At 58.5% G+C, this 19129-nt stretch carries 19 protein-coding genes; 14 read left to right on the plus strand and 5 right to left on the minus strand.

Translation table 11 applies throughout. The annotated features are described in order from the left end of the window. The first annotated feature begins 86 nt into the window (after positions 1-86). A complete protein-coding gene (locus AACL53_RS15920; protein WP_339085513.1) occupies positions 87-902 on the plus strand; it encodes a dienelactone hydrolase family protein in 816 nt (271 codons plus the stop codon). 178 nt (positions 903-1080) lie between these two features. After that, positions 1081-1386, plus strand: coding sequence for a hypothetical protein (locus AACL53_RS15925; RefSeq protein WP_339085514.1), 306 nt, complete (start codon positions 1081-1083; stop codon positions 1384-1386). Between the two features lie 160 nt (positions 1387-1546). On the opposite strand, the gene AACL53_RS15930 is transcribed toward AACL53_RS15925, so the two are convergent. After that, positions 1547-2638, minus strand: a complete 1092-nt coding sequence (locus tag AACL53_RS15930; RefSeq protein WP_339085515.1) for an energy transducer TonB — start codon at positions 2636-2638, stop codon at positions 1547-1549. Positions 2639-2732: 94 nt separating this feature from the next. Beyond that, a complete protein-coding gene (locus tag AACL53_RS15935) occupies positions 2733-4961 on the minus strand; it encodes a TonB-dependent receptor domain-containing protein (RefSeq protein ID WP_339085516.1) in 2229 nt (742 codons plus the stop codon). A 526-nt stretch (positions 4962-5487) separates the two neighbouring features. Here AACL53_RS15935 and AACL53_RS15940 point away from each other — a divergent pair. From AACL53_RS15940 to AACL53_RS15980, 9 genes are all read left to right on the plus strand, one after another. Then, positions 5488-6954: an HlyD family secretion protein gene (locus AACL53_RS15940; protein WP_339085517.1), complete on the plus strand. Its 1467-nt coding sequence runs from the start codon at positions 5488-5490 to the stop codon at positions 6952-6954. Between the two features lie 12 nt (positions 6955-6966). Next, a complete protein-coding gene (locus AACL53_RS15945; RefSeq protein ID WP_339085518.1) occupies positions 6967-8937 on the plus strand; it encodes a glycosyltransferase in 1971 nt (656 codons plus the stop codon). Positions 8938-9298: 361 nt separating this feature from the next. Beyond that, positions 9299-9589: a hypothetical protein gene (locus tag AACL53_RS15950; protein WP_339085519.1), complete on the plus strand. Its 291-nt coding sequence runs from the start codon at positions 9299-9301 to the stop codon at positions 9587-9589. A 16-nt stretch (positions 9590-9605) separates the two neighbouring features. Further along, complete coding sequence (locus AACL53_RS15955) at positions 9606-9992, plus strand: hypothetical protein (RefSeq protein WP_339085520.1); 387 nt, start codon at positions 9606-9608, stop codon at positions 9990-9992. Positions 9993-10001: 9 nt separating this feature from the next. Further along, positions 10002-10187: a hypothetical protein gene (locus tag AACL53_RS15960; RefSeq protein WP_339085521.1), complete on the plus strand. Its 186-nt coding sequence runs from the start codon at positions 10002-10004 to the stop codon at positions 10185-10187. Beyond that, the gene (locus tag AACL53_RS15965) at positions 10184-11569 is read left to right on the plus strand and encodes an APC family permease (RefSeq protein ID WP_339085522.1); all 1386 of its coding nucleotides are present in this window, start codon (positions 10184-10186) and stop codon (positions 11567-11569) included. The genes AACL53_RS15960 and AACL53_RS15965 overlap by 4 nt, the downstream gene beginning before the upstream one ends. A gap of 66 nt (positions 11570-11635) precedes the next feature. Next, positions 11636-12310, plus strand: coding sequence for a hypothetical protein (locus AACL53_RS15970; RefSeq protein ID WP_339085523.1), 675 nt, complete (start codon positions 11636-11638; stop codon positions 12308-12310). Further along, a complete protein-coding gene (locus AACL53_RS15975) occupies positions 12307-12597 on the plus strand; it encodes a hypothetical protein (protein ID WP_339085524.1) in 291 nt (96 codons plus the stop codon). Before AACL53_RS15970 ends, AACL53_RS15975 begins: the two co-directional genes overlap by 4 nt. A gap of 29 nt (positions 12598-12626) precedes the next feature. Next, positions 12627-13556 (plus strand): ankyrin repeat domain-containing protein, encoded by a 930-nt coding sequence (locus tag AACL53_RS15980; RefSeq protein WP_339085525.1) that lies wholly within the window; start codon positions 12627-12629, stop codon positions 13554-13556. Positions 13557-13565: 9 nt separating this feature from the next. On the opposite strand, the gene AACL53_RS15985 is transcribed toward AACL53_RS15980, so the two are convergent. The 3 genes from AACL53_RS15985 to AACL53_RS15995 all read right to left on the minus strand — a co-directional run bounded on the left by AACL53_RS15985 (position 13566) and on the right by AACL53_RS15995 (position 16823). Next, the gene (locus tag AACL53_RS15985) at positions 13566-14174 is read right to left on the minus strand and encodes a cytochrome c4 (protein WP_339085526.1); all 609 of its coding nucleotides are present in this window, start codon (positions 14172-14174) and stop codon (positions 13566-13568) included. Between the two features lie 89 nt (positions 14175-14263). Further along, on the minus strand, positions 14264-15976 hold the full coding sequence (locus AACL53_RS15990; RefSeq protein WP_339085527.1) for a PQQ-binding-like beta-propeller repeat protein: 1713 nt from the start codon (positions 15974-15976) through the stop codon (positions 14264-14266). Positions 15977-16262: 286 nt separating this feature from the next. Continuing rightward, positions 16263-16823 (minus strand): histidine phosphatase family protein, encoded by a 561-nt coding sequence (locus AACL53_RS15995; protein ID WP_339085528.1) that lies wholly within the window; start codon positions 16821-16823, stop codon positions 16263-16265. Positions 16824-17027: 204 nt separating this feature from the next. Here AACL53_RS15995 and AACL53_RS16000 point away from each other — a divergent pair, with 204 nt between their 5' ends. From AACL53_RS16000 to AACL53_RS16010, 3 genes are all read left to right on the plus strand, one after another. Continuing rightward, positions 17028-17237: a CbtB domain-containing protein gene (locus AACL53_RS16000; RefSeq protein WP_339085529.1), complete on the plus strand. Its 210-nt coding sequence runs from the start codon at positions 17028-17030 to the stop codon at positions 17235-17237. A gap of 21 nt (positions 17238-17258) precedes the next feature. Continuing rightward, positions 17259-18029 carry a CbtA family protein gene (locus tag AACL53_RS16005; RefSeq protein WP_339085530.1) on the plus strand — a complete coding sequence of 257 codons (771 nt, stop codon included), beginning with the start codon at positions 17259-17261 and terminating at the stop codon, positions 18027-18029. 106 nt (positions 18030-18135) lie between these two features. Beyond that, the gene (locus AACL53_RS16010; protein ID WP_339085531.1) at positions 18136-19008 is read left to right on the plus strand and encodes a DUF1289 domain-containing protein; all 873 of its coding nucleotides are present in this window, start codon (positions 18136-18138) and stop codon (positions 19006-19008) included. The last annotated feature ends 121 nt before the right edge of the window (positions 19009-19129 follow it).

Here is a 19129-nt window from a genome sequence, read left to right on the forward strand (position 1 = left end):
GGGATGTTGATATGGCCGCTCACCCGCAAGTCGCCTCGGACTTCATCGGACTTATTCGGCGCGCATACCTTTCGAGACGGCGCTTTATGACGGCATCTGCGGCTGCAGCGGCGGGCTATACGCTTGCGGCCGGCCCTGTGCGCGCGAACCCCATCACGACCGGCTCCGACGGACTCGATACCGGGACTGCAAAGATCGACACGGCGGACGGCGTTATGCCGGTCTATTTTGCGAAACCCGCAGGCGCGCAAAATCCTCCCATCATTCTGGTCGCGATGGAGATTTTCGGTCTTCATGAGTATATCAAGGACGTCACGCGGCGGCTCGCCAAGCTCGGCGCTTTCGCGGTCGCTCCGGACTATTACTTCAGGCTCGGCGACTTGACGAAGCTCAGCGACATCAAAGACCTGATGCCGCTCGTCAATTCGAAACCCGATGCCCAACTTATCTCCGATTTGGATGCAACCGTCCGCTGGGCCAAAGCCCAAGGCGGGGACGCGGAGAAGCTCGGCATTTTAGGCTTTTGCCGTGGTGGCCGGGCGGTATGGGTTTATTCCGCCGCCAATCCCAACGTGAAGGCCGGGGTCGCGTTCTACGGTTCCCTCGTCGACCCCGCCGCGCAAAAAGGGCTTTGGCCCAAAAGTCCGATCGAGCTTGCTTCCGACATGAAGGCGCCGGTCTTGGGCCTCTACGGAGGCGACGACCAGGGAATTCCGCCCGCTCAAGTGGATATGATGAAGGCTGCCTTAGCCGCCGCGGGCAAAACTGCCGAATTCAAAATTTATCCCGGCGCCCCTCATGGTTTCCATGCTGATTACCGTCCCAGTTACCATGAGGCAGCCGCCAAGGATGCCTGGATACAGGCTGAAAAGTGGTTCAAGCGATGGAAGGTTCTGCCCTGAACCGTTTCATCTGAAATGGTGGTGCACTGCCGGAACTTCGAAGTCAGGTCCCGGTTTTTTGAGATAGAGGCACAAACTGATGAGGTCAGACATGTGCGACTATTCTCTAGAGATGTTTCAGAGCAGGCCGGCGCGACAGGGCGAAGAGTACATCAGCAATAAGTTCCCGAGTGGTACCGTGGGTTTTGTAGCCCGCGGAGATCAGTCGGTCGCTATTTGCATGGCGTGCGATATGGAACTTCAGCTTTCCGGCATTTCTTCGTTCATTCAAGAGCATGCAGACGTATCGGACCGGGAACTGACGACGTTCACGCAGGTGGACGGTCCATTCCACCGGGACGCCGTCCGCTTCAGTAATGGCCGAGTGATAACACTTCAGGCCCTCGGACCAGGCGTCGTGGCGCGTGTTTGCGATACGCAAATCGAGCATCCGCTGGCATTGCCCGCGAACGAAACCGCCGAGAAGGAAGAGGCCCTCGTCTAGAGATAGACTCGGGGTTTCAACAAGTATTGCCGGGAGCACTCGAGCCATTCGGGTGCTCCCGTCGTTTCTAGTTTAAGTTCGGTGTACGGAGATGACCCAATTTGCATCAACGCCGCAGATGATTTTCAGGGCCAAAACGCCAGCCTACGCCCCGGAGGCGTCAGCGGAAAAAGAAGGGAATGACGTACGCGAGTTGCGATGGCGATAGGTTAGAAGGCGGCTCGCCGAATGGGGCTGCCCGTCGCACGGCGTTCAGTGCAACTTCATCGAGCTTGGCGCTGCCGGACGATTCCGAAAGTCTCACGTAGCTCAATTCGCCCGTCGCATTGATGCCGAACGACACGCGGACCGTACCTCGCAAACCGTTCCCCGACGGTTTGTTGCGCTCCACCTGCGCGCGGACGCCAGCGGCATAGCTCAGAGCATTACCGGCGCTCGCGGAAACGCGCCCGTCGACTGCGGCATGGGCGGTGCTAGAACGCGACGCCGAGCTGCCCGCGACCTGCTGATGCGATTGGGCCTGCTCGACCTTGCGCTCTTTTTCGACCTTCTCTTCCTTCTTCGCCTTTGCGGCAGCGTCCTCTTTGGTCTCGATCTCTTCGGGTGCTTCTTCGACCGGGTTTTCAGAGACCTCTTCGGCCTTGATGGCGCTGGCCGCGTCCGGCTCGCCGCCGCCGCGCAGAACCGGCAGCGGCTCGTCCGTTGGCGCGAGTGCCGACGGCGTCACGTCAGCAACCTTGATCGGCTTCGGCGGAGGCTGATCGGTGAGAGGCGTTTCCTTAACTTCTGTAAGTTCCTGAGGCGCGGATTCCGCCGCTTGCACGCTTCCGGCCTGGGAGTCCGCAGAGGCGGCGGACGCCATGTCGACGTCATGTGAAGAGATCGACTCAAGAACGATCGATTGTGTCGTGGAGAGGCTGAACGTATCGGACTTGCTCGATAGCGTACCGAACTGTTCGCCTGCGTCGCCCGACATGACCGACGCGATCGCCGCCGCGTGGACGGCTAAGGAAACGACGATCGTGGCCATCAGGATCTTGCGCGGCTCGCGTTGCGCAGTCTGGGGCTGAACCCGCACCTTTGCCACTGCTACCGGCGCACGATCCTGTGTCCTCCGGTCGTTGCCTGCGGCCTTGTCGAAAGCAAACGGCACGACGTTGCCTTGTATGGGCCAAGGCTCGAGCGTGCGGGATTGGAAGTCCGACGAGCGCGTTTCGCGCGGCCGACGATCATGCCGTTCGAGGAACGTCAATTTCGCTCGTCTCCCTGGTTAGCCCTGCTTTTCGCGAAACACCGGCGAGTAGAACTCGCCGGTGGGTCGTTTCTCGATGTCGTTCAACGGCAGATCAGAACTGCGCCCGTGTCGTCAGCAGGAACGTGCGTCCGCGTCCGGTTTCGACGGGACTGTTGCCTGTACCCAAAGAGCTAAGCGCCGGCGTGTAGGCAACGTCGGTAAGGTTGGAGACCGTCAAACCGAGGTCGATATCATCAGTGACCTTGTAGTTGGAGAAGAGGTCGTAGGTCGTGTAACCGTCGTAAAAGAGTGGTTCGTTAGGACCTACGTTGATGTCGCCCTTCTGACTCTTTCCGGTGATGTACGTGCGACCACCTACCGTCAGTCGCTCATTGAAGAAGCGCAATCCCGCGGTGATCGTCGTGATGTCACCCGGCAGATAGCTGTGCAGGCCCAGACCATCCATCTGCGACGGCAATGTCGTGTGGTTATGGCTGTAGCTCAAACCGGCAAAGAAGTAGCCGGCATCATAAGCGCCCTCCAATTCGACACCTTCGACTTTCGACGTGCCGACATTATTGTAGAACGAGCAGACCAGCCCCATAGCATCGCATGACGCTGTAATGTAGTTGTCGACGTCCATGGTGTAGTAATTACCTTTGAAGCGGAAGGTATCTCCCGACTGGAAAAGGCCGCTGTATTTGGAATTGAATCCAAATTCCCAGCCTCTCTGCTTCTCAGGCTGCAAGAATGGATTGGGCAAAAAGTTCGGTTCGAATGCGCTGGCGGGATGGCTGCCGTCAACCAGCGTTTCTGAAATCGATGGAGCACGGAATGTGTTCGACCATGTCACATAAGGTTGGAACCATTCGACAGGCTTAGCCGCCAACGTGAACTTCTTGCTGAAATCCCCGTAGGAATTATTCACATGGAGATTGCCAAGCTCCAGCCCGGGAGGCAGCGGAATGGGAAAGTTGGGCGGAAGATACGGAGGCACGTGGGGGTCAACGACGGCGTTGCCGTTGAGATTATAATCGTCGTAACGCAGGCCGACGATGAGATCGAAAATGCTCTTAGAGAACGTCGTTTCTGAGAACGCTCCGCGATTCGTAGATTTTCCTGACGGATTGACGCCACCCCCCTTGGATGGGTCGATGGAATTCAAGGCATCAACGGCGTCGTGGTAGTACTCATATCCGTAGTTCGACTTGACAGCGATTCCGCCCAAGTTGAAGAGCGATGTGTTCGAGACGTCAAAACCCAGACCGAGATCTTCGATGGTGCGTCCGGTTCCGGACGATGCGGTTCCTATCCCACTTAAATACCGCATCTTGAGATCGCTGCCGGAGAAGCCGGCGCGAAAGTTGATGAGATCGTTCGAAGCAGGATTGTAAGTGTAGCTGGCGGTGTAGATCTTCGAATCGATGTTTTGATTGTAGGAATTGGCCGTAAAATCGTTGTTATAGAGAACAGTGCCGAAGGAAACCTGCTGCGCGGAATCAATCTGGATGTGAGCTTTCGCCAGGCCCGAGATCAGATCCTGATCCGTGTACGGAACTCGCTGCCCGCGACCGTTGTCGTAGTCGTCTTGATCGTGCTTGCTGATCGCTCCGACGATGCTGATTGCGCCGCTGCGAATAGCGCCCGCGCCCATTTCTGAAAATCCGATGCCGTTGCTGCCCCAAGTCAAGCTGGTGAGCGCCCCGTAATACTTACCGGGCTTCAAAACGTCATCGACATCGAGAGTACGCATATTTGCAGAACCCGCGAGGGCTCCAGAACCGCCGACTCCGGAAACCGCGCCGCGCTGCACTTCGATGCTCGCCAGAAGTAGAGGGTCGACATAGGCAAATCCCCCTGTGGTGTGTCCGGTGATCCTAAAGTTTTGCCGCACGCCGTCGATCATCATGTTTACGCGGCCTTGGCCCTCGAAGCCGCGGATATTGACGGCGATACCGGGATTATTCGGATCGTTGCCGGTCGAGACGCCCGGCATGGCGCGCAAGACATCCTGAACGTTGGTCTGGCCGAAAGTCTGAATCTCGCCTTGCCCGGCGACGCTGACACTGGCCGGCGTGTTGTAAGGTGCATCACTCGCGGCAGCTTGATTCCCGCCGTCCGTTGCAACCGGGGACACAGGCTCCGACTGAACCGCCTGAACGGGCTTCGGCTTTGGCTTCGCTTTCGGCGCGCTGGCTTTCTTCGCTTGAGCGCCCTGAACGTTGATGCCGGGCAGCTGCGTTTCTTGCGCGAATGCCGTGCCAGCCAGCGTCAGCGCTGCGGCCGATGCCGTTAGCGCGAGAGCGGCTTTACTGAATGATCCGCGCGTGTGCGAAGGCACGGAAGCCCCGACACGTATTGATCTCGAACTGAATACATCAAACCCACGCACTGCCATCGCCTTAGTCCCCCGTGTTTCCAAATTGTTACGGGCTGGCTGGCTGAGCGCTTTTGCGCTCAATGGCGGGCTTGCCTCCTCCGTTGCGGTACCTCCCCCGGAGAGCACGCAAAGAAGACCCGGCCTCAGCCGGGATAAGCCACACTATTAAAGTGTACGCCGTTAGTCAACAAATGACGAAAACGCCGGTTTCTATAGGAAATTTGCCGCGCTCGGCGATCCCGCGATGCCGGCTTGGTGGCTCTCATGCCGACTCGGAAGCCGACGGGCGGTTCAAGATTGGCTAGTCCTGATGGCCTTCGGTCAGAAGAAATAGAAGCCGCCGGCGCACCGCATGGACCGCGCTATAGCGGCCTGAACGTCTCTCTTTCGATCATCCGTAAGAGGTAATTAAATCAAATCCTCAGCATAACGTTATCCATTTCCTTTTACCGTATGCGTCGCAACATCCAAATGGATCGCGTGACCCATGTCGTCGAATCTCTTCCCAAGCAAAACCGTAACCTCCCGGTCTCCAAGGCTGCGCTCGCCCGCATTTCCCGAGGCGCCGGACGCCGCAGAGCTTGAAGCGGCGCGGGAGAGCGAGTTCACGGCGGACGTCCAAATCGCCTTTCTCGAATCCGTTGTAAAAAACTGGCGAGAGGGCAGCCCGGAGGAAAATCCCGAACCCGGCGTCACAACCGTCATCGAACCCGCCGAGGAACCCGCCAAAGCCTCCAGAGCCGTTTCGTTGCCGGGCAATATCCGGCCCGCAACAATCGTCAAATCTCTCGTGGCGATCGCTCTCGCGTTGGGACTTGGCTGGCTTCCGGTTCAGCGTCTACTCGCAACGACAAGCGCCGAAGCGGTCGTCAATGCACGGGTGATTACGCTCAGGGCCCCGATCGAGGGCGAGGTCAGCATGGCGGATGCCGATACCGATGTCGGCAGCTTGTTCCGCGTCGATCAAAGTATTCTCGTCGTCCGCAATCCGCGGGCCGACTCCTCGCATCTTGCGAACCTGATGAGAGATCGCAACCAACTCAGAACGACGATCGGCGCGCTTGAGGGAAAGAAGCAGCTTCTCCTTGCCAGCTTCGACGAACTCTCGATGCAGCAGGAGCGTTTTCGCATCGGGCGCATCGAGCAGCTCGAGCAGCGGTTACGCCAAGCGGACACGGATATGGCAGCCGCAGAGGCGCAATATTCCGTCGCGTCGGATGCGCTAAAAAGGGCCGAGACGCTGCGCAAGACAGACGCTGTCAGCCAGGCATTTCTCGATAAAGCCGCGGGCGAAGCTCATGTCGCCGAACAGACGGTCAAGGGACAAGTCGAGCGCCGCAAGGGCATGCTCGTCGAGCTCGACGCTGCGAAAAGGGGAACCTACGTCGGCGACAGCTATAACGATACGCCTCAGTCCGCGCAGAGGAAGATGGAAGTTTCGCTCGAGCTGTCCGACGTGCAGGCGCGCCTTGTCGGCACCCGAGCCGAGCTCGAAAGCCTCGACGCGGAACTCGTGAAGGAACAAGGGCGTCACGACGGACTTGCGAAAGTCGAGATCCGCTCGACCGTAAACGGCCGCGTGTGGGAAATGCTGACCGCTCCGGGCGAGCACGTCAACGCCGGTCAGGATCTCGTGAAGCTTCTCGATTGCGGAAGCGCCCTGGTGACTGCGAGCGTCAGCGAAACTGCCTATCAACGACTGGCTGTGGGCCAAACGGCGACATTCAGACCGCGCGACGGCGGAGACGAGCTGACGGGCACGGTCGTCAGCTTGAACGGCCTGGCAGCCGTCGCATCCAACAGCGCGATCCAGCAAAATGCGCTCACTCGCGAACCTTATCACGTCACTCTGCGCTTCCCGGACCTCTTGAAGCACGCCGACTGCCGCATCGGGCGATCGGGGCTCGTGAAATTCGACACCGCCAGTACGTCCGCTTTTTCCAGCTTGTATTGAGCGGGCGCCGGCATGACGTCCGCTTCTGGAATGAGCTATCTCGACGCTTTGATGCCGGCATTGATCATCGGCTTGCTCGCGACGGCGATACTTCCGTGGGTCAACCGAAACAATACGGTCGTCAGAACTGTCGCCATCGTGATCTGCGTCGGCCTCGGCTGGCGGTACATGACGTGGCGGATGTTCAGCACCATCCCTTCAGTGAACAATCCGGTCGACTTCATGGTCGGCTTCATCTTCACGGCCGTCGAAGCCATCACCATGGTCGGCGCCACGGCATCGCAGATCTTCCTGACACGCACGCGCAACCGCACCGCAGAAGCCAACCGGAACGTTCCGAAGTTGCTCGCCCTGCCGAAGTTGCCGAAAGTCGACGTTCTCATCTGCACCTATAACGAAGACGAGAACATTCTCGAGCGTACGATCATCGGGACGCTCGCAATCAACTATCCGAACTTCCGGGTGTGGGTTTGCGACGACGGACGGCGCCCGTGGCTTCAGGCGCTTTGTGAGCGCCATCGCGTCGGCTATCTGACGCGGAGCGACAACGCACATGCGAAGGCCGGCAACATCAACGCCGCATTGAAGAAGCTTGCGGCGCTCGATGAGAAACCGGATTTCATCTCGATCCTCGACGCGGATTTCGTGCCGCTCCCCGAATTTCTGACACGCGGGTTGTCTCTTGCGCTCAGCCCCGATGTGGGTGTCGTGCAGACGCCGCAGCACTTCTTCAATCCAGATCCGATCCAAAGCAATCTGGCATTGACCCGGGTGTGGCCGGACGAGCAGCGCTTTTTCTTCGACATCGTCATGGCGTCGAAAGACGCTTGGGGCGGCGCATTCTGCTGCGGAACTTCATCGATCATCCGGTTCGACGCGCTGCAAAGCATCGGCGGGTTCCCGACCGATTCCGTGACTGAGGATTATCTCGTTTCGCTTCGCTTGCGCGAAAAAGGTTTTGGCACGGTCTATTTGAACGAGGTGCTTTCGCTCGGTCTCGCGCCAGAAGGGCTTGCGGAGTACACCGGTCAGCGCGCCCGCTGGTGCCTCGGCTTCGTGCAGATCTGCCGTGGCCCAAGCGGTCCCCTGAAAATCGGGAATGGGCTTCCTTTCGTCGATCGCATCATGCTTTGCGAGACGTTCCTGCACTGGTCGGCAACCCATCTTTTTCGTGTCCTCGGCGTGATCGTACCGGCGCTCTATCTGCTGTTCGGGATCGAAGCGGTCCACGCCAACGTCATAGATGCGATCTGGTATCTCGCACCCTTTCTTGCCGCCCAAATCGGTATCTTCTTGTGGCTGACCGACGGGCGGGTGATCCCGCTGATGTCAGATCTCTATCAAATGCTGTGCTCAACCGAAGTCTTGAAAGGCGTCGTCTCGGGGCTTCTGAGACCGAAGGGTCAGAAGTTCAAAGTGACCGCGAAGGGCGGTGATCGGAGCAAGCAATTCATTCAATGGCCGCTACTTCGAATATTCGGCTTTTTGCTCGCTGTGACCGCGATCGGAATTGCCAACGCCTTTCTCATCGATCCAACTCGGCCGCTCGCTGAATCCAGCGCCATCGCGCTGTTCTGGAGCTGGTACAATATCGTTGTCCTCACTCTGTGCTGCTACGTTTGCAGCGAGCAGCAACAGCGACGCAAAGGCGAGCGGTTCGATGTTCGCGTCCCGGTGACGATAAGCGCCGGCGGGGTTTCGTACGGATTTTACGCGTCGGATGTTTCAGTCAGCGGCATCCATCTTCTCGGAGAACCGCCCTTACCTATCGGAAGTCCCGTTCGCGCGCGCTTCGCGGACGTGTCGATCGACGCCAACATCCGGCGCAAGACCGAGCACGGATTTGGTCTCGAGTTCGAGAACTCCGCACAGTCGAAAGCGCACCTTCTCAGGTTCATTTTTTCGGGCAGAACCTCCACGTCGGTCGGCAAAATCAAACCTCATCTCGTTGCAACAGCATTGGCCGCACGCATTTTTCGATGAATATCTACGGCTTCCGGTCATTGAATTAAGAAGCTCAAATGCGAGGCATGCTGCTCCGCCAAATAGATTGAATTTGCTTAAACTCTCGCCGCGTGTTTGCGGTGCACTCAGACTAAGTCTCTGATTTTATTGATTCCGGATACTGCTGTGCAGCACGTTTTTGCGCACCGCATCATCGAATTCATGTTTCGTAGGACGAAAAAATGTTGACGCCGCGCTGCCTCCCTGCGTCACTTAATGTCGCAGCACGTAACCCACACTAAGGGGCGAGCGGACGTGGAGCCGATCTCAGCATTGATCCGATCAATGCTTCGATACGGAACTTCGATCACCAAGCGCCCCGGCTCTAAAAGGAGGGAAAATGCAAAAGTTGAATACCGATCCTCGGGTCGCCGGGAAATTTTCCGGTGATCGGACTTGGTCGCTGACTGCTGTGGCGGTTCTCTGGCTTCTCTACGCATTCGTTTTTTACCAGATCAGAAACTACCTCGGTTCGACGGAAGTATTTTGGGCTCTGGCTACGGCCGGAGGCTTAGTGCTCTTGTTCAACACGGCCGCGATCTTCGCGATGGTCGCTCATCTCAGCGAAGAGCGCGACGAGATCTACGGTCTCGATTTGCATTATCTCGATTTATCGAAACGAAAATCCTGAAACCAACGGTGGCATCGTGGACAAACCTCATTATGAACCCCCGAAGCAATCCGCATTCGGGCAACTATTCGACAGCTTATTCTTGCTGGTCCTCGTCTTCGCGGCGCTGTTCACGCCGCTTTATCTGAAGCTCGCCGGCGGCGGCAAAACGGATCTCGCTCTCGCCGACACAAAGACTTGGGAAGGGCTCGGCCAAAATGCCGTGCAGCAGGCCCAATGGGTGAAGTTGGGGATGACGCCCGAGACCGCGGCGCCAATGATCACTTCACGTTTCGACTACAGCTTCAACGTGACCGAACTCGTCATCACGGCGGTCGTCGTGATCGGCTATTTCGCGTTGCTGTTCGCGTTTTCCAAACGTGAATATCGCGAAGTCCTCGAAGAACGCTTCGGCAGAAAGTGAGATCCAGCCATGAACAACTTCGAAATCATCGAATACGCCGCCTGGGCTCTGTCTGCCGTCCTCGGCCTGTGGATGCTCTTCGACATGATCAAAACCAACCTCGCATATAATGAGGACCTGCTGACGTCCTCAAAAGAAGGCGAAATCGACGACGCACTCGTCATCGACCCGACACATCAAGGGGGACACCGGTGAGCCAAACTACAGTTGTCCATGGCGAGAAAATCTCGCTTCTTCGCGTCCTCGGTCCAGCGCATGTCTGGGCTCTCGGCGTCGGCATCGTTCTCGTCGGCGAATACATGGGATGGAACTTTGCCGTCGGCAAAGGCGGCGCCATCGCGGCGCTCATTGCATGCTGGGTGGCGGGCTTGCTCTACACCTGCGTTGCAATGATCGATTCAGAGGTGACTTCGACGGTTGCGGCCGCCGGCGGTCAATACGCGCAGGCAAAACATATCGTCGGACCGCTTATGGCGTTCAACGTCGGTCTCTATCTTGTCTTCGCGTACACCATGCTTGAAGCGGCGAATGCCATCACGCTCGGGTATCTCGTCCAAACGGTGGGCCAGATGGCAGGCTTCGCGGAGGCGCACGACAAGCCGTTCATCGTTTTGTCGATCATGTTCCTGGCTTGGCTAAATTACCGAGGTGTCTACGCGACGCTTACGGTCAATCTGGTGCTTACAGCAACCGCGTTCACCGCGGTCGTCGTTCTCTTCGCCTGCGTCAAACCGTGGTCGAATGAACTTCTAAACCATCGGGAACTGCTCACCGGTCTGCCTTATGGGTGGCTCGGAGTCGTGGCCTCGCTGCACTTCGGCCTTTGGTACTATCTCGGCATCGAGGGAACGTGCCAAGCGGCGGAAGAGGTGCGTTCGCCTGCCCGATCGCTGCCGCTCGGTACGATGACGGGCATCATCACACTGCTTATCGCGGCGACGATGACTTGGTACCTCTGCACCGGGTTGATGCCGTGGGAATACCTCGGCCAAGCCACCACGCCTCTGTTTGACGCCGCCCGACTGACGGACTCGATGCCGCTGATGGTGTTGTTGTTCATTGGAACGATGTTCTCGACGCTTGCTTCGGCAAACGGCTGCATCAACGACGCATCACGGGCATGGTTCTCGATGGGTCGCGACCGGTACCTACCAACGTGGTTCGGCGCCGTGCATCCCAAGAATAGAACTCCCTTCCGGTCGATCGTGTTTCTTGTTCCCGTGGCACTCGTTTTTGCGTATTTCGCGCCACTCGATCAGGTGATCACGTTCTCGATCCTGTCGGGACTTCTTGGCTACACGTACATGTCGATACAGGTGATCATGTTCCGGAAGAAGTGGCCGCTCGATACGATCAAACGCGGCTACATTCATCCCTTCCACCCGTTGCCTGCGCTCGTTCTCTTGACGATCTGCTCGACGACGTATTTTGCGGTGTTCCTTGGTTACGGCACGCAGCTCGTCGCGATGATGATCTTCTTCGTCGTCGCTTCGCTCTGGTTCCATTTCCATCGGTATAAATACGTGCGGCGTGGCGATCAGTTCACGATGCAGTGGCCGCGGCCGGTAGGCTATTAAACCTCCACGAAGAATGGCCGGCGATTCGTCGCCGGCCATTCTCTTTTCTCCTGTCGAAGGAAGACGATGTATTTATCCTTGACGTTTGCCGTCATCGCGCTGGTGACGATCTCGATAGTCGCCATGCGCGAACACGCGAAGGTCTTGGCTTCGCGGCGGATATTGCTCGACCGTTGCACGGGCCTGCTTTCGGAAGCGGTCATCATTCACGGAGGCGATGGATTTCCGAGCCTCGAAGGGTATCACGGCGACTGCTTCGTCCGCGTCGAACTCCTTCCCGACACAATGACCATCCGCAGGCTTCCTCAGCTCTGGCTGAAGATGACGCGAATTGAAAATCGCCCGGGACTGCCGGAATTCTCGATGCTGACCCGGCCGACCGGAAATGAGTTCTATTCGCTGACGCACAATCACACGCGGGTTCTCGAACCGCCTTCAGGGGTCCCGCAGGAAATCCTCGTAAAAGGCGGCGGTCCGGCCTCGCAACAACTGCTCAATAGCCTCGCGCCGGTTATGCGACGCATCTTTGCCGAGCCGCGCATGAAGGAAGTTGCCGTCACGGGCAAAGGCCTTCGCCTCGTTTGGCAGGCCGGCGAAGGGGACAGAGGTCAACATTTGATCCTACGGCAATCCCGTTTCGACAATGCTGCGGTCGCCCCAGAGGCGCTCGCGGCGAGACTGAAGGATTTCGATGATTTGAGCACTGCAATCGACAACACCCGGAACGCAAGGGCAGCATGAGCACCGTGGTCCAACGCCCGCCATTAAACCCTTATCTAGTTCTGGCTATCGCCGTGGCGTTCCCCGGTGCCGGACATGTTGTGACCGGCTATCCGGAAAGAGGCTTAAGATTCGCTTTCTTTACCTTGCTGTTCGCGGCCTTCACCTGGCACTTCTCGACACCTGAACAGTCGCTCGTCGGACGTGCCGCAGGCGGCCTATTCGTTTGGGCTCTTTCGATCCCGGACGCTTACAAGCTTGCGCGTGTCCAATACGAAGTGTGGAAATCGAAAAGGTTTCGGAGCTAAGTAACGGGCTCCGGCAAAGGAGCCTCCCAGTGCCCGATTGTCTCCGCACTTCGGTGACTACCGCTCTTGTCGCTGCTTCCTGCTGCATTGCCTTGGCCAGCGATGCGCTCGCCAAGGCGCGCGTCTGTCAGGAACAGGAGCAACATTATTCTCAGATAATGCAGGCAGCCGGACCGCTGGAGATCAACGCTGCACTTGCCGCTGCCGCCGACAAAGGTTGTATCGAACTCGCTGGCAGGCTGCTCGACAATGGCGCTTCGCTCGCGTCCCGCGATCGCTCCGGTGCGATGCCGCTCACGCACGCCGCAAGGACCGGGCATACGGATATTGTCGAACTTTTCCTCGCACACGGCGCGGATATCAATGCCCGCGACCTCGATGGAGGGACGGCACTCTTTGCGGCTTCCGAGCATGACAATCCTTCCGCCGTGCAAGCTCTCCTCGCGCATGGCGCGGACGTGAACATTCCGGGTCGAACGGGTTTGACGCCAATCGCGGCTGCATCGTTTGCGGGTAACGAGCGTGTCGTCCGACTGCTGCTCGACAAAGACGCCGATCCCAAAAAAGCCGACGCGACCGGCAAGGCGCCGATTTGCTACGCGGTCGCCCGCGGCTTCCCTCCCGTCGTGAATTTGCTTCTTAATCACGCCGTCGACGTCAATGCCCGATACGGCAATGATTTGACCGCCCTCATGTGGGCGGCGGGGCATGAAGATGCGGCGGGCTCGAACGACGTGGCGGACGTACTCGCGCTTCTGATCGATCACGGCGCGCGCATCAACGAAAAGGACAATCGCGGGCGCACGGCGCTGATGATCGCGGCTTCGCTCGGACACGACAAGGCCGTCGATGTTCTCCTCGCGCGCGGCGCAGACAAGACGTTGCGCGACTCTACCGGCAAGACTGCGGCCGACCTCGCGGCCAACGATGCGCTGCGCAGGAAGCTAGCGGTCAGCTAGCTCTATCGGTCACTGCTGGCCGCCAACGACCTGAAGGCTCGCAAGATATTCGGCGATGGGCTTGAGGTCAGCCGGCTGCACTGCCTTCATGAGATCCGACATGCCGGGATTATTGGCTCGTGAGCCGTCGCGAAATGCGGTCATGGTATTAAATAGATATTCAGACTGCTGACCGGCAAGGCGTGCCGTCGTGCCGTCACCTTGAAATTGATCGAGATGGCATGAGGTGCAGCCGACCGATCCAATCGCCGTCAGGGCCACCTTCGTCACATCTTTCGGCGGCGAAGGAAAGTTCATGTTAGGCCACTTCAGGCCAGCGAAGTGAGAGGCCAAAGCCTTGAAGTCTGCCTTCTCGAGCCCGGCGACGACTGCGGACATCTGCTCGTTTTTTCGCGCGCCGCTCTTATAGTCGCGCAGTTGAAGATACAGGTAGCCCTCATTCTGCCCCCAGATGATCGGCGTGGTTTTCTCTTGGGGGACACCGTTCTCTCCGTGGCAGCCGGCGCAGATCTGCGCGTTTTCCTCGACACTCGCGGCAACGACCGCCGTTGTCATAAGCGGGCATGCCGTAACGACGCCAACAATCGCGATGTGCGCCGATCGCATCACTCTCATCATTTCTGAACTCCGATTGACCGGTCTCGTCATGATCATTTGGCGGAGCCCGGAAGGAGCGGACATTCTCCTTCCGGGCCGCTCTCGTTCGATCAGTCAAGCGTGAAGGCGATTATATTGTTGCCGCGCTTGAAATCGATCTGCGTGTTACCGCCTGCACCGACGACGATGTATTCCTTGCCGTCGAGCGCATACGCGGACGGCGGAGCGTTGACACCCGCACCTGCCTGGAACGACCACAGAATCTTCCCGCTGTCGGCGTTGTAGGCGCGGAACCAACCATCCGCCTCGCCGGTGAATACGAGATCGCCAGCGGTCGCGAGCACGCCTCCCATCATCGGCTGCGGGGTTACCACCTTCCACTTGATCTTCCCGGTGTTGTAGTTCACCGCAGAGATATTGCCGAATTGCTCTTCACCGGGGATGACTTTGAAAGCGCCGCCGAGCCAGAGCTTGCCGTCTGGATAAGGGCTCGACTGCACCTGATAGGTCATCGGCTGGTGAAGGTTCACGGCGTATGCGAGATTGAGTTTCTGATTGACCGCCATTGGCGACCATTCCACGCCGCCGTTTGCACCGGGCAGCATCCTCGCGCCTTCCGGCGTCGGGAGCGTCCAGAAGTTCTCTTGAGCCACCATGGGGTCCGAGAAGCGGATCATGCTGCAATCATCGCGCTTGTTGACGTAGACGTATCCCGTCTTTCCGGCATGGACGACGCCGGGCACGGTCTTGCCATCCTTGTCTTTAACGTCGATGAGGATGGGCGGACTGACGGAATCGAGATCCCATACGTCGTGGGGTATGTACTGGAAGTGGCAGATATAATTGCCGGTATCGAGGTCGAGCGCGACGAGCGAATCCGTATAGAGATTGTCGCCCGGCCGCGGCGCACCGTCGAGATCAGGCGACGGGTTGCCGACCACAAAGTAGATCCGGTTCAGCTTGAGATCGACGGCCGGGTTCTGCCAAACGCCGCCTCCGAGCGTTTTGAATGGATCACCTGTCTTCGCGAGTTGCGCCTTTTCAGCCGCGATGTCGCGATGCAGATCATGGCCGGTCGCATCCTTCGTCGCCCAAACGCCAACCGAATTTTCCGGGATCGTATCGAAATTCCAGACCTGCTTGCCGGTGTTGGCGTCATAGGCACGGACAAAACCGCGGATACCGTATTCACCGCCGTTCGTGCCGATCAATATCTTGCCGTTGACCGCCGTCGGCGCCATCGTTTCGCTGTAGCCCAACTCGGGATCCGCGATCTCCGTTTCCCAGACGAGGCTGCCCGTTTTTGCATCGAGAGCAACGAGCTTGGCGTCGAGCGTTGCGAAATAAACTTTGTCACCAAGCACCGCGACGCCGCGGTTGTTGGGACCGCAGCAGTATGTCGTGATCGGGCCCATCTTGTGCTTGTAGTGCCAATATTCCTCGCCCGTTTTGGCATTGAGCGCGTAAACGTGATCGAACGACGTCGTGACGTACATCACCTCCCCAACGATGATCGGCGATGTCTCGAGCGATTCTCTCACATCCAACTGGAAGATCCATGCCGGACGAAGCTTCGAGACGTTCGATGCATTGATCTGTTTGCCGGGATAGAAGCGGGTCTGCTCGTAGTTGGCGTTCGTGTGCAGGAACTGCTTGGCGTCGCTTCCCGCTTTCGTCAGCATTTCCTGAGTGACTGTTGGTGCGGGCGCAGCGGGTTTAGCCTTCTCGTTCTTGTGGTGTTCGATTTCCTGGGCGGATGCGGGCAATGCCGAAAATGCAAGCAACGTCGTCAGCGCCGCCGCATACGCGTGGCTACTTTTCATCCCGACCATATTGTCCTCGCTTTACTGGGGCTCAGTTCGCGCGTCGGCACCAAGCTTCGTGGGAAGCGAGAGCGGTGCCGGTCATTTTGCTCAGTTCACGCTCCGATTAGAGCACTTGCCAGCTTTTCCCGGCAATCGGGCATGAAATTCTAGAGTATCAGGAATGTTATCGAGGCCTATATTCCGGCACACATGCCGCCTGCTGATTGTCCGTCAGCGGATACACCAAGGTTAAAATAGACGACTGCATGCTTGTTGAGTGGGCAATTCCCAAAGTTGCCGGAGTTCAGTTTTTAATTGCTCTCAGAGTCCAGCGCAGGCCGTTGGAACTCAGCTCCACGACACTCAATGGCCCGATATCTATATGCCAAAACGATCCCGGCCCTGCCTTGATCGCTGCGAGGATGGCCGCTCGAATGACTGCCGGATGCGTAATTGCGATAACATTTTCCTGTCGCGGCAACACGTCGTTCAGCCAATTTGCAGATCGTGCGATGAGGCCGTCGACTGTTTCGCCGCCGTGCGGGGCAGCGCCTGGATCGGAAAGCCAGCTTTCGAGGGCCTCCGGCTCGGAGGCTGCAATACTATTCAGCGTGCGGCCCGCCCAGCGACCGAGATCCAGGTCCCGCAGCCCTGTGTCGATCGCCGCCTCGAATCCAAGCGCGGTTGCCGTTTCGACCGCGCGCGCGGCCGGGCTCGTCAGGACGACCCTCGAACGGGGCATCTCCTTTGCGAGCGCCGCGGCATCTCGCCTTCCGAATTCGTCAATGCCCTCATCAAGGGGAAAAGCGGCTGCCCTGACCGCCGGGGTCGAGGCGTTGGCGATGAATGTGAGGCGAGACTGCATGCGGGCTGACTGCTTACATTGACAAAATTGCGGCCGGGCTTAATGTGACCGGTGCATCGTCATAGGCAGGAAACCGGTGAGATTCCGGCACGGTCGCGCCACTGTAATTTGGGGACGCTCGTTGCGTCCATCGAAAGTCAGACCCTCCCTGTGATTACCGCAAAGCTTGAAACGGGACGCGTAATCCCAAGGAGGCATTTCCTCATGTCACAGTCTGCAATCATTTCGGGCACCTCAGCAGCGCCCATTCCTCTCAAAGAAATTTTGCCCTGGGCCGTTTTCGGCGGGTTGCTGTTCATTCTCGCCATGTATTTCGTGGGCGTGGAAGAAGGCGCTATGTCGATCTTCAATAGCATGTATGTGCACGAGTTCGTGCACGACGGACGCCATCTCCTCGGCTTCCCCTGCCATTAAGATCACCGGAGATTTGCAGCTATGGGAAATTTGCTCCTGCGCGGCATGATTGCCGGGCTGATCGCTAGCCTATTGGCATTCGGGTTCGCCAAGATCATCGGAGAACCGCAGGTCGAACGCGCCATCGCGCTCGAGGAAGCGCATTCTGAGGGCGGTCACTCCCACGGCGGGGCGGCGGATGCGCAGTCGGAACACTCGCACGTTGGAGCGGCCGAGGCGGGTGAAGAGCCGGAACTCGTCAGCCGCGAGGTGCAGGCAGGCGTCGGGCTTCTAACAGGCGTCGCCGTGTACGGGACGGCGCTCGGCGGCCTTTTCGCCCTTGCTTACGCGTTCATCAGCGGTCGCCTTCTTCATCTGCCGCCGCGTAGCACGGCGCTCGTGCTCGCAGCGATCGGCTTTCTCGTGCTGTACTTCGTGCCCTACCTCAAATACCCGGCAAACCCGCCTGCGGTTGGACAAGGCGAGACGATCGGCTATCGCACGCAGCTTTATTTCGGAATGCTCGTCTTTTCGCTCATGGCGCTGGCGATTGCGGTGAGCTTCGGGCGGCAGGCATTCGAGAAGCTCGGCGGCTGGAACGCGTCGATCCTCGGGGCCGGCGTTTATCTGGTGTTGGTTGCTATTGCGGCCTACGCGCTGCCGGCGATCAACGAGGTGCCTGAGAAGTTTCCCGCAGACCTGCTTTGGAACTTCCGCATCGCCGCATTGGGTACGCAAGCCATCCTCTGGGCTGCAATAGGATTGCTGTTCGGCTGGCTCGTGGTTGGCAGCCGCGAAAGATTTGCGCGCTGACTTTCGTGCCGATGTTCAGATTGCAAAGCGGAGGCGCGCAAAGTTTGCCGCCTCCGTCGCGATTTGATTTTCATCCCCTCCTCCGATCGAAAGCCGTTTTTCCCTAATGCGTCATTCGCCATGCATTGGCATCTGCAAGCTCGACGATGCCTCGGGTTACTGCCTCGGATGCGGCCGCACCAGCACCGAGATCGGCAATTGGATCTCGATGAGCGAAGGTCAGCGCGATGCGGTTTGGCTGACGCTGCCGGACCGGCTCTCGGCCCTCTCCGTTCGCGTGCGGTTGCTGCCTTGGACGCGAGACGAACTCATCAATTGGGTGGGCGATACCATCGAGGCGCGGCGCGGAACTTGGTGTACCGGTGCGCCGGGTGCTGTTGCGGAATTTCCCTGCACAAGCGGGCGCACGATTAGCGTGGCTCTCGAGCAAGATTCGCTCATCGCGCGCGCGCCGGATGCTTCGTTCCGTTTGCGCGTCAGCGACAAAGTCAGGGCTTTTGCATTTTCCGATGACGGACCGATCGTTCTAGGTCTGCCCAAGGCGCGCGCCGCGATCCGTTCGACATCGGTGCTTACGCCGCTTGGTCCCGACTCGGATGCGATCGATGCCGCGCACGAAGGGGAGCAGCTTTTCGATTATGGCATCGGCCGTAAGAACAGCCGCTTCTGCGTTCGCACGAGCGACGCTGCTCTTCTGTCCGCACTGTCCGATAATGCCGGCCGCCATTGGGCGGACGTGATGAAAGCGATCGGCATGCAGGTCCTTTCTGCCAGTCCGACACGCGTCGTCGAGAGCGCGGCGGCGCGCCTCGAAGTGTTCGCGAAAATTCCTTTGCCCGGCGAGCAATCTCCGCCCGGAGCACACACGCATTTCCTTCCCGGTTACCTCGAGAGCGGCGAAGAAATTGCCTCGAGCCTTGCGCCGCCCGACTACGCCGCACCGGTCGCTATATTTTATCCCGACGAAATGCGCCGTTAGAACGAAGCCAAGCTGTGGCGCCCCACATTCTTGTCCCCAAGTCTAAGGTCGCGCGAGGCGTTGTGTTATTGAGGGGGGTGCGGCGCCGTAGTAGTGACTTTTTTACGGACTACGGATGCCC

It is taken from the genome of Hyphomicrobium sp. ghe19 (assembly GCF_902712875.1).
In the GTDB taxonomy this organism is placed as follows: Bacteria; Pseudomonadota; Alphaproteobacteria; order Rhizobiales; family Hyphomicrobiaceae; genus Hyphomicrobium_B.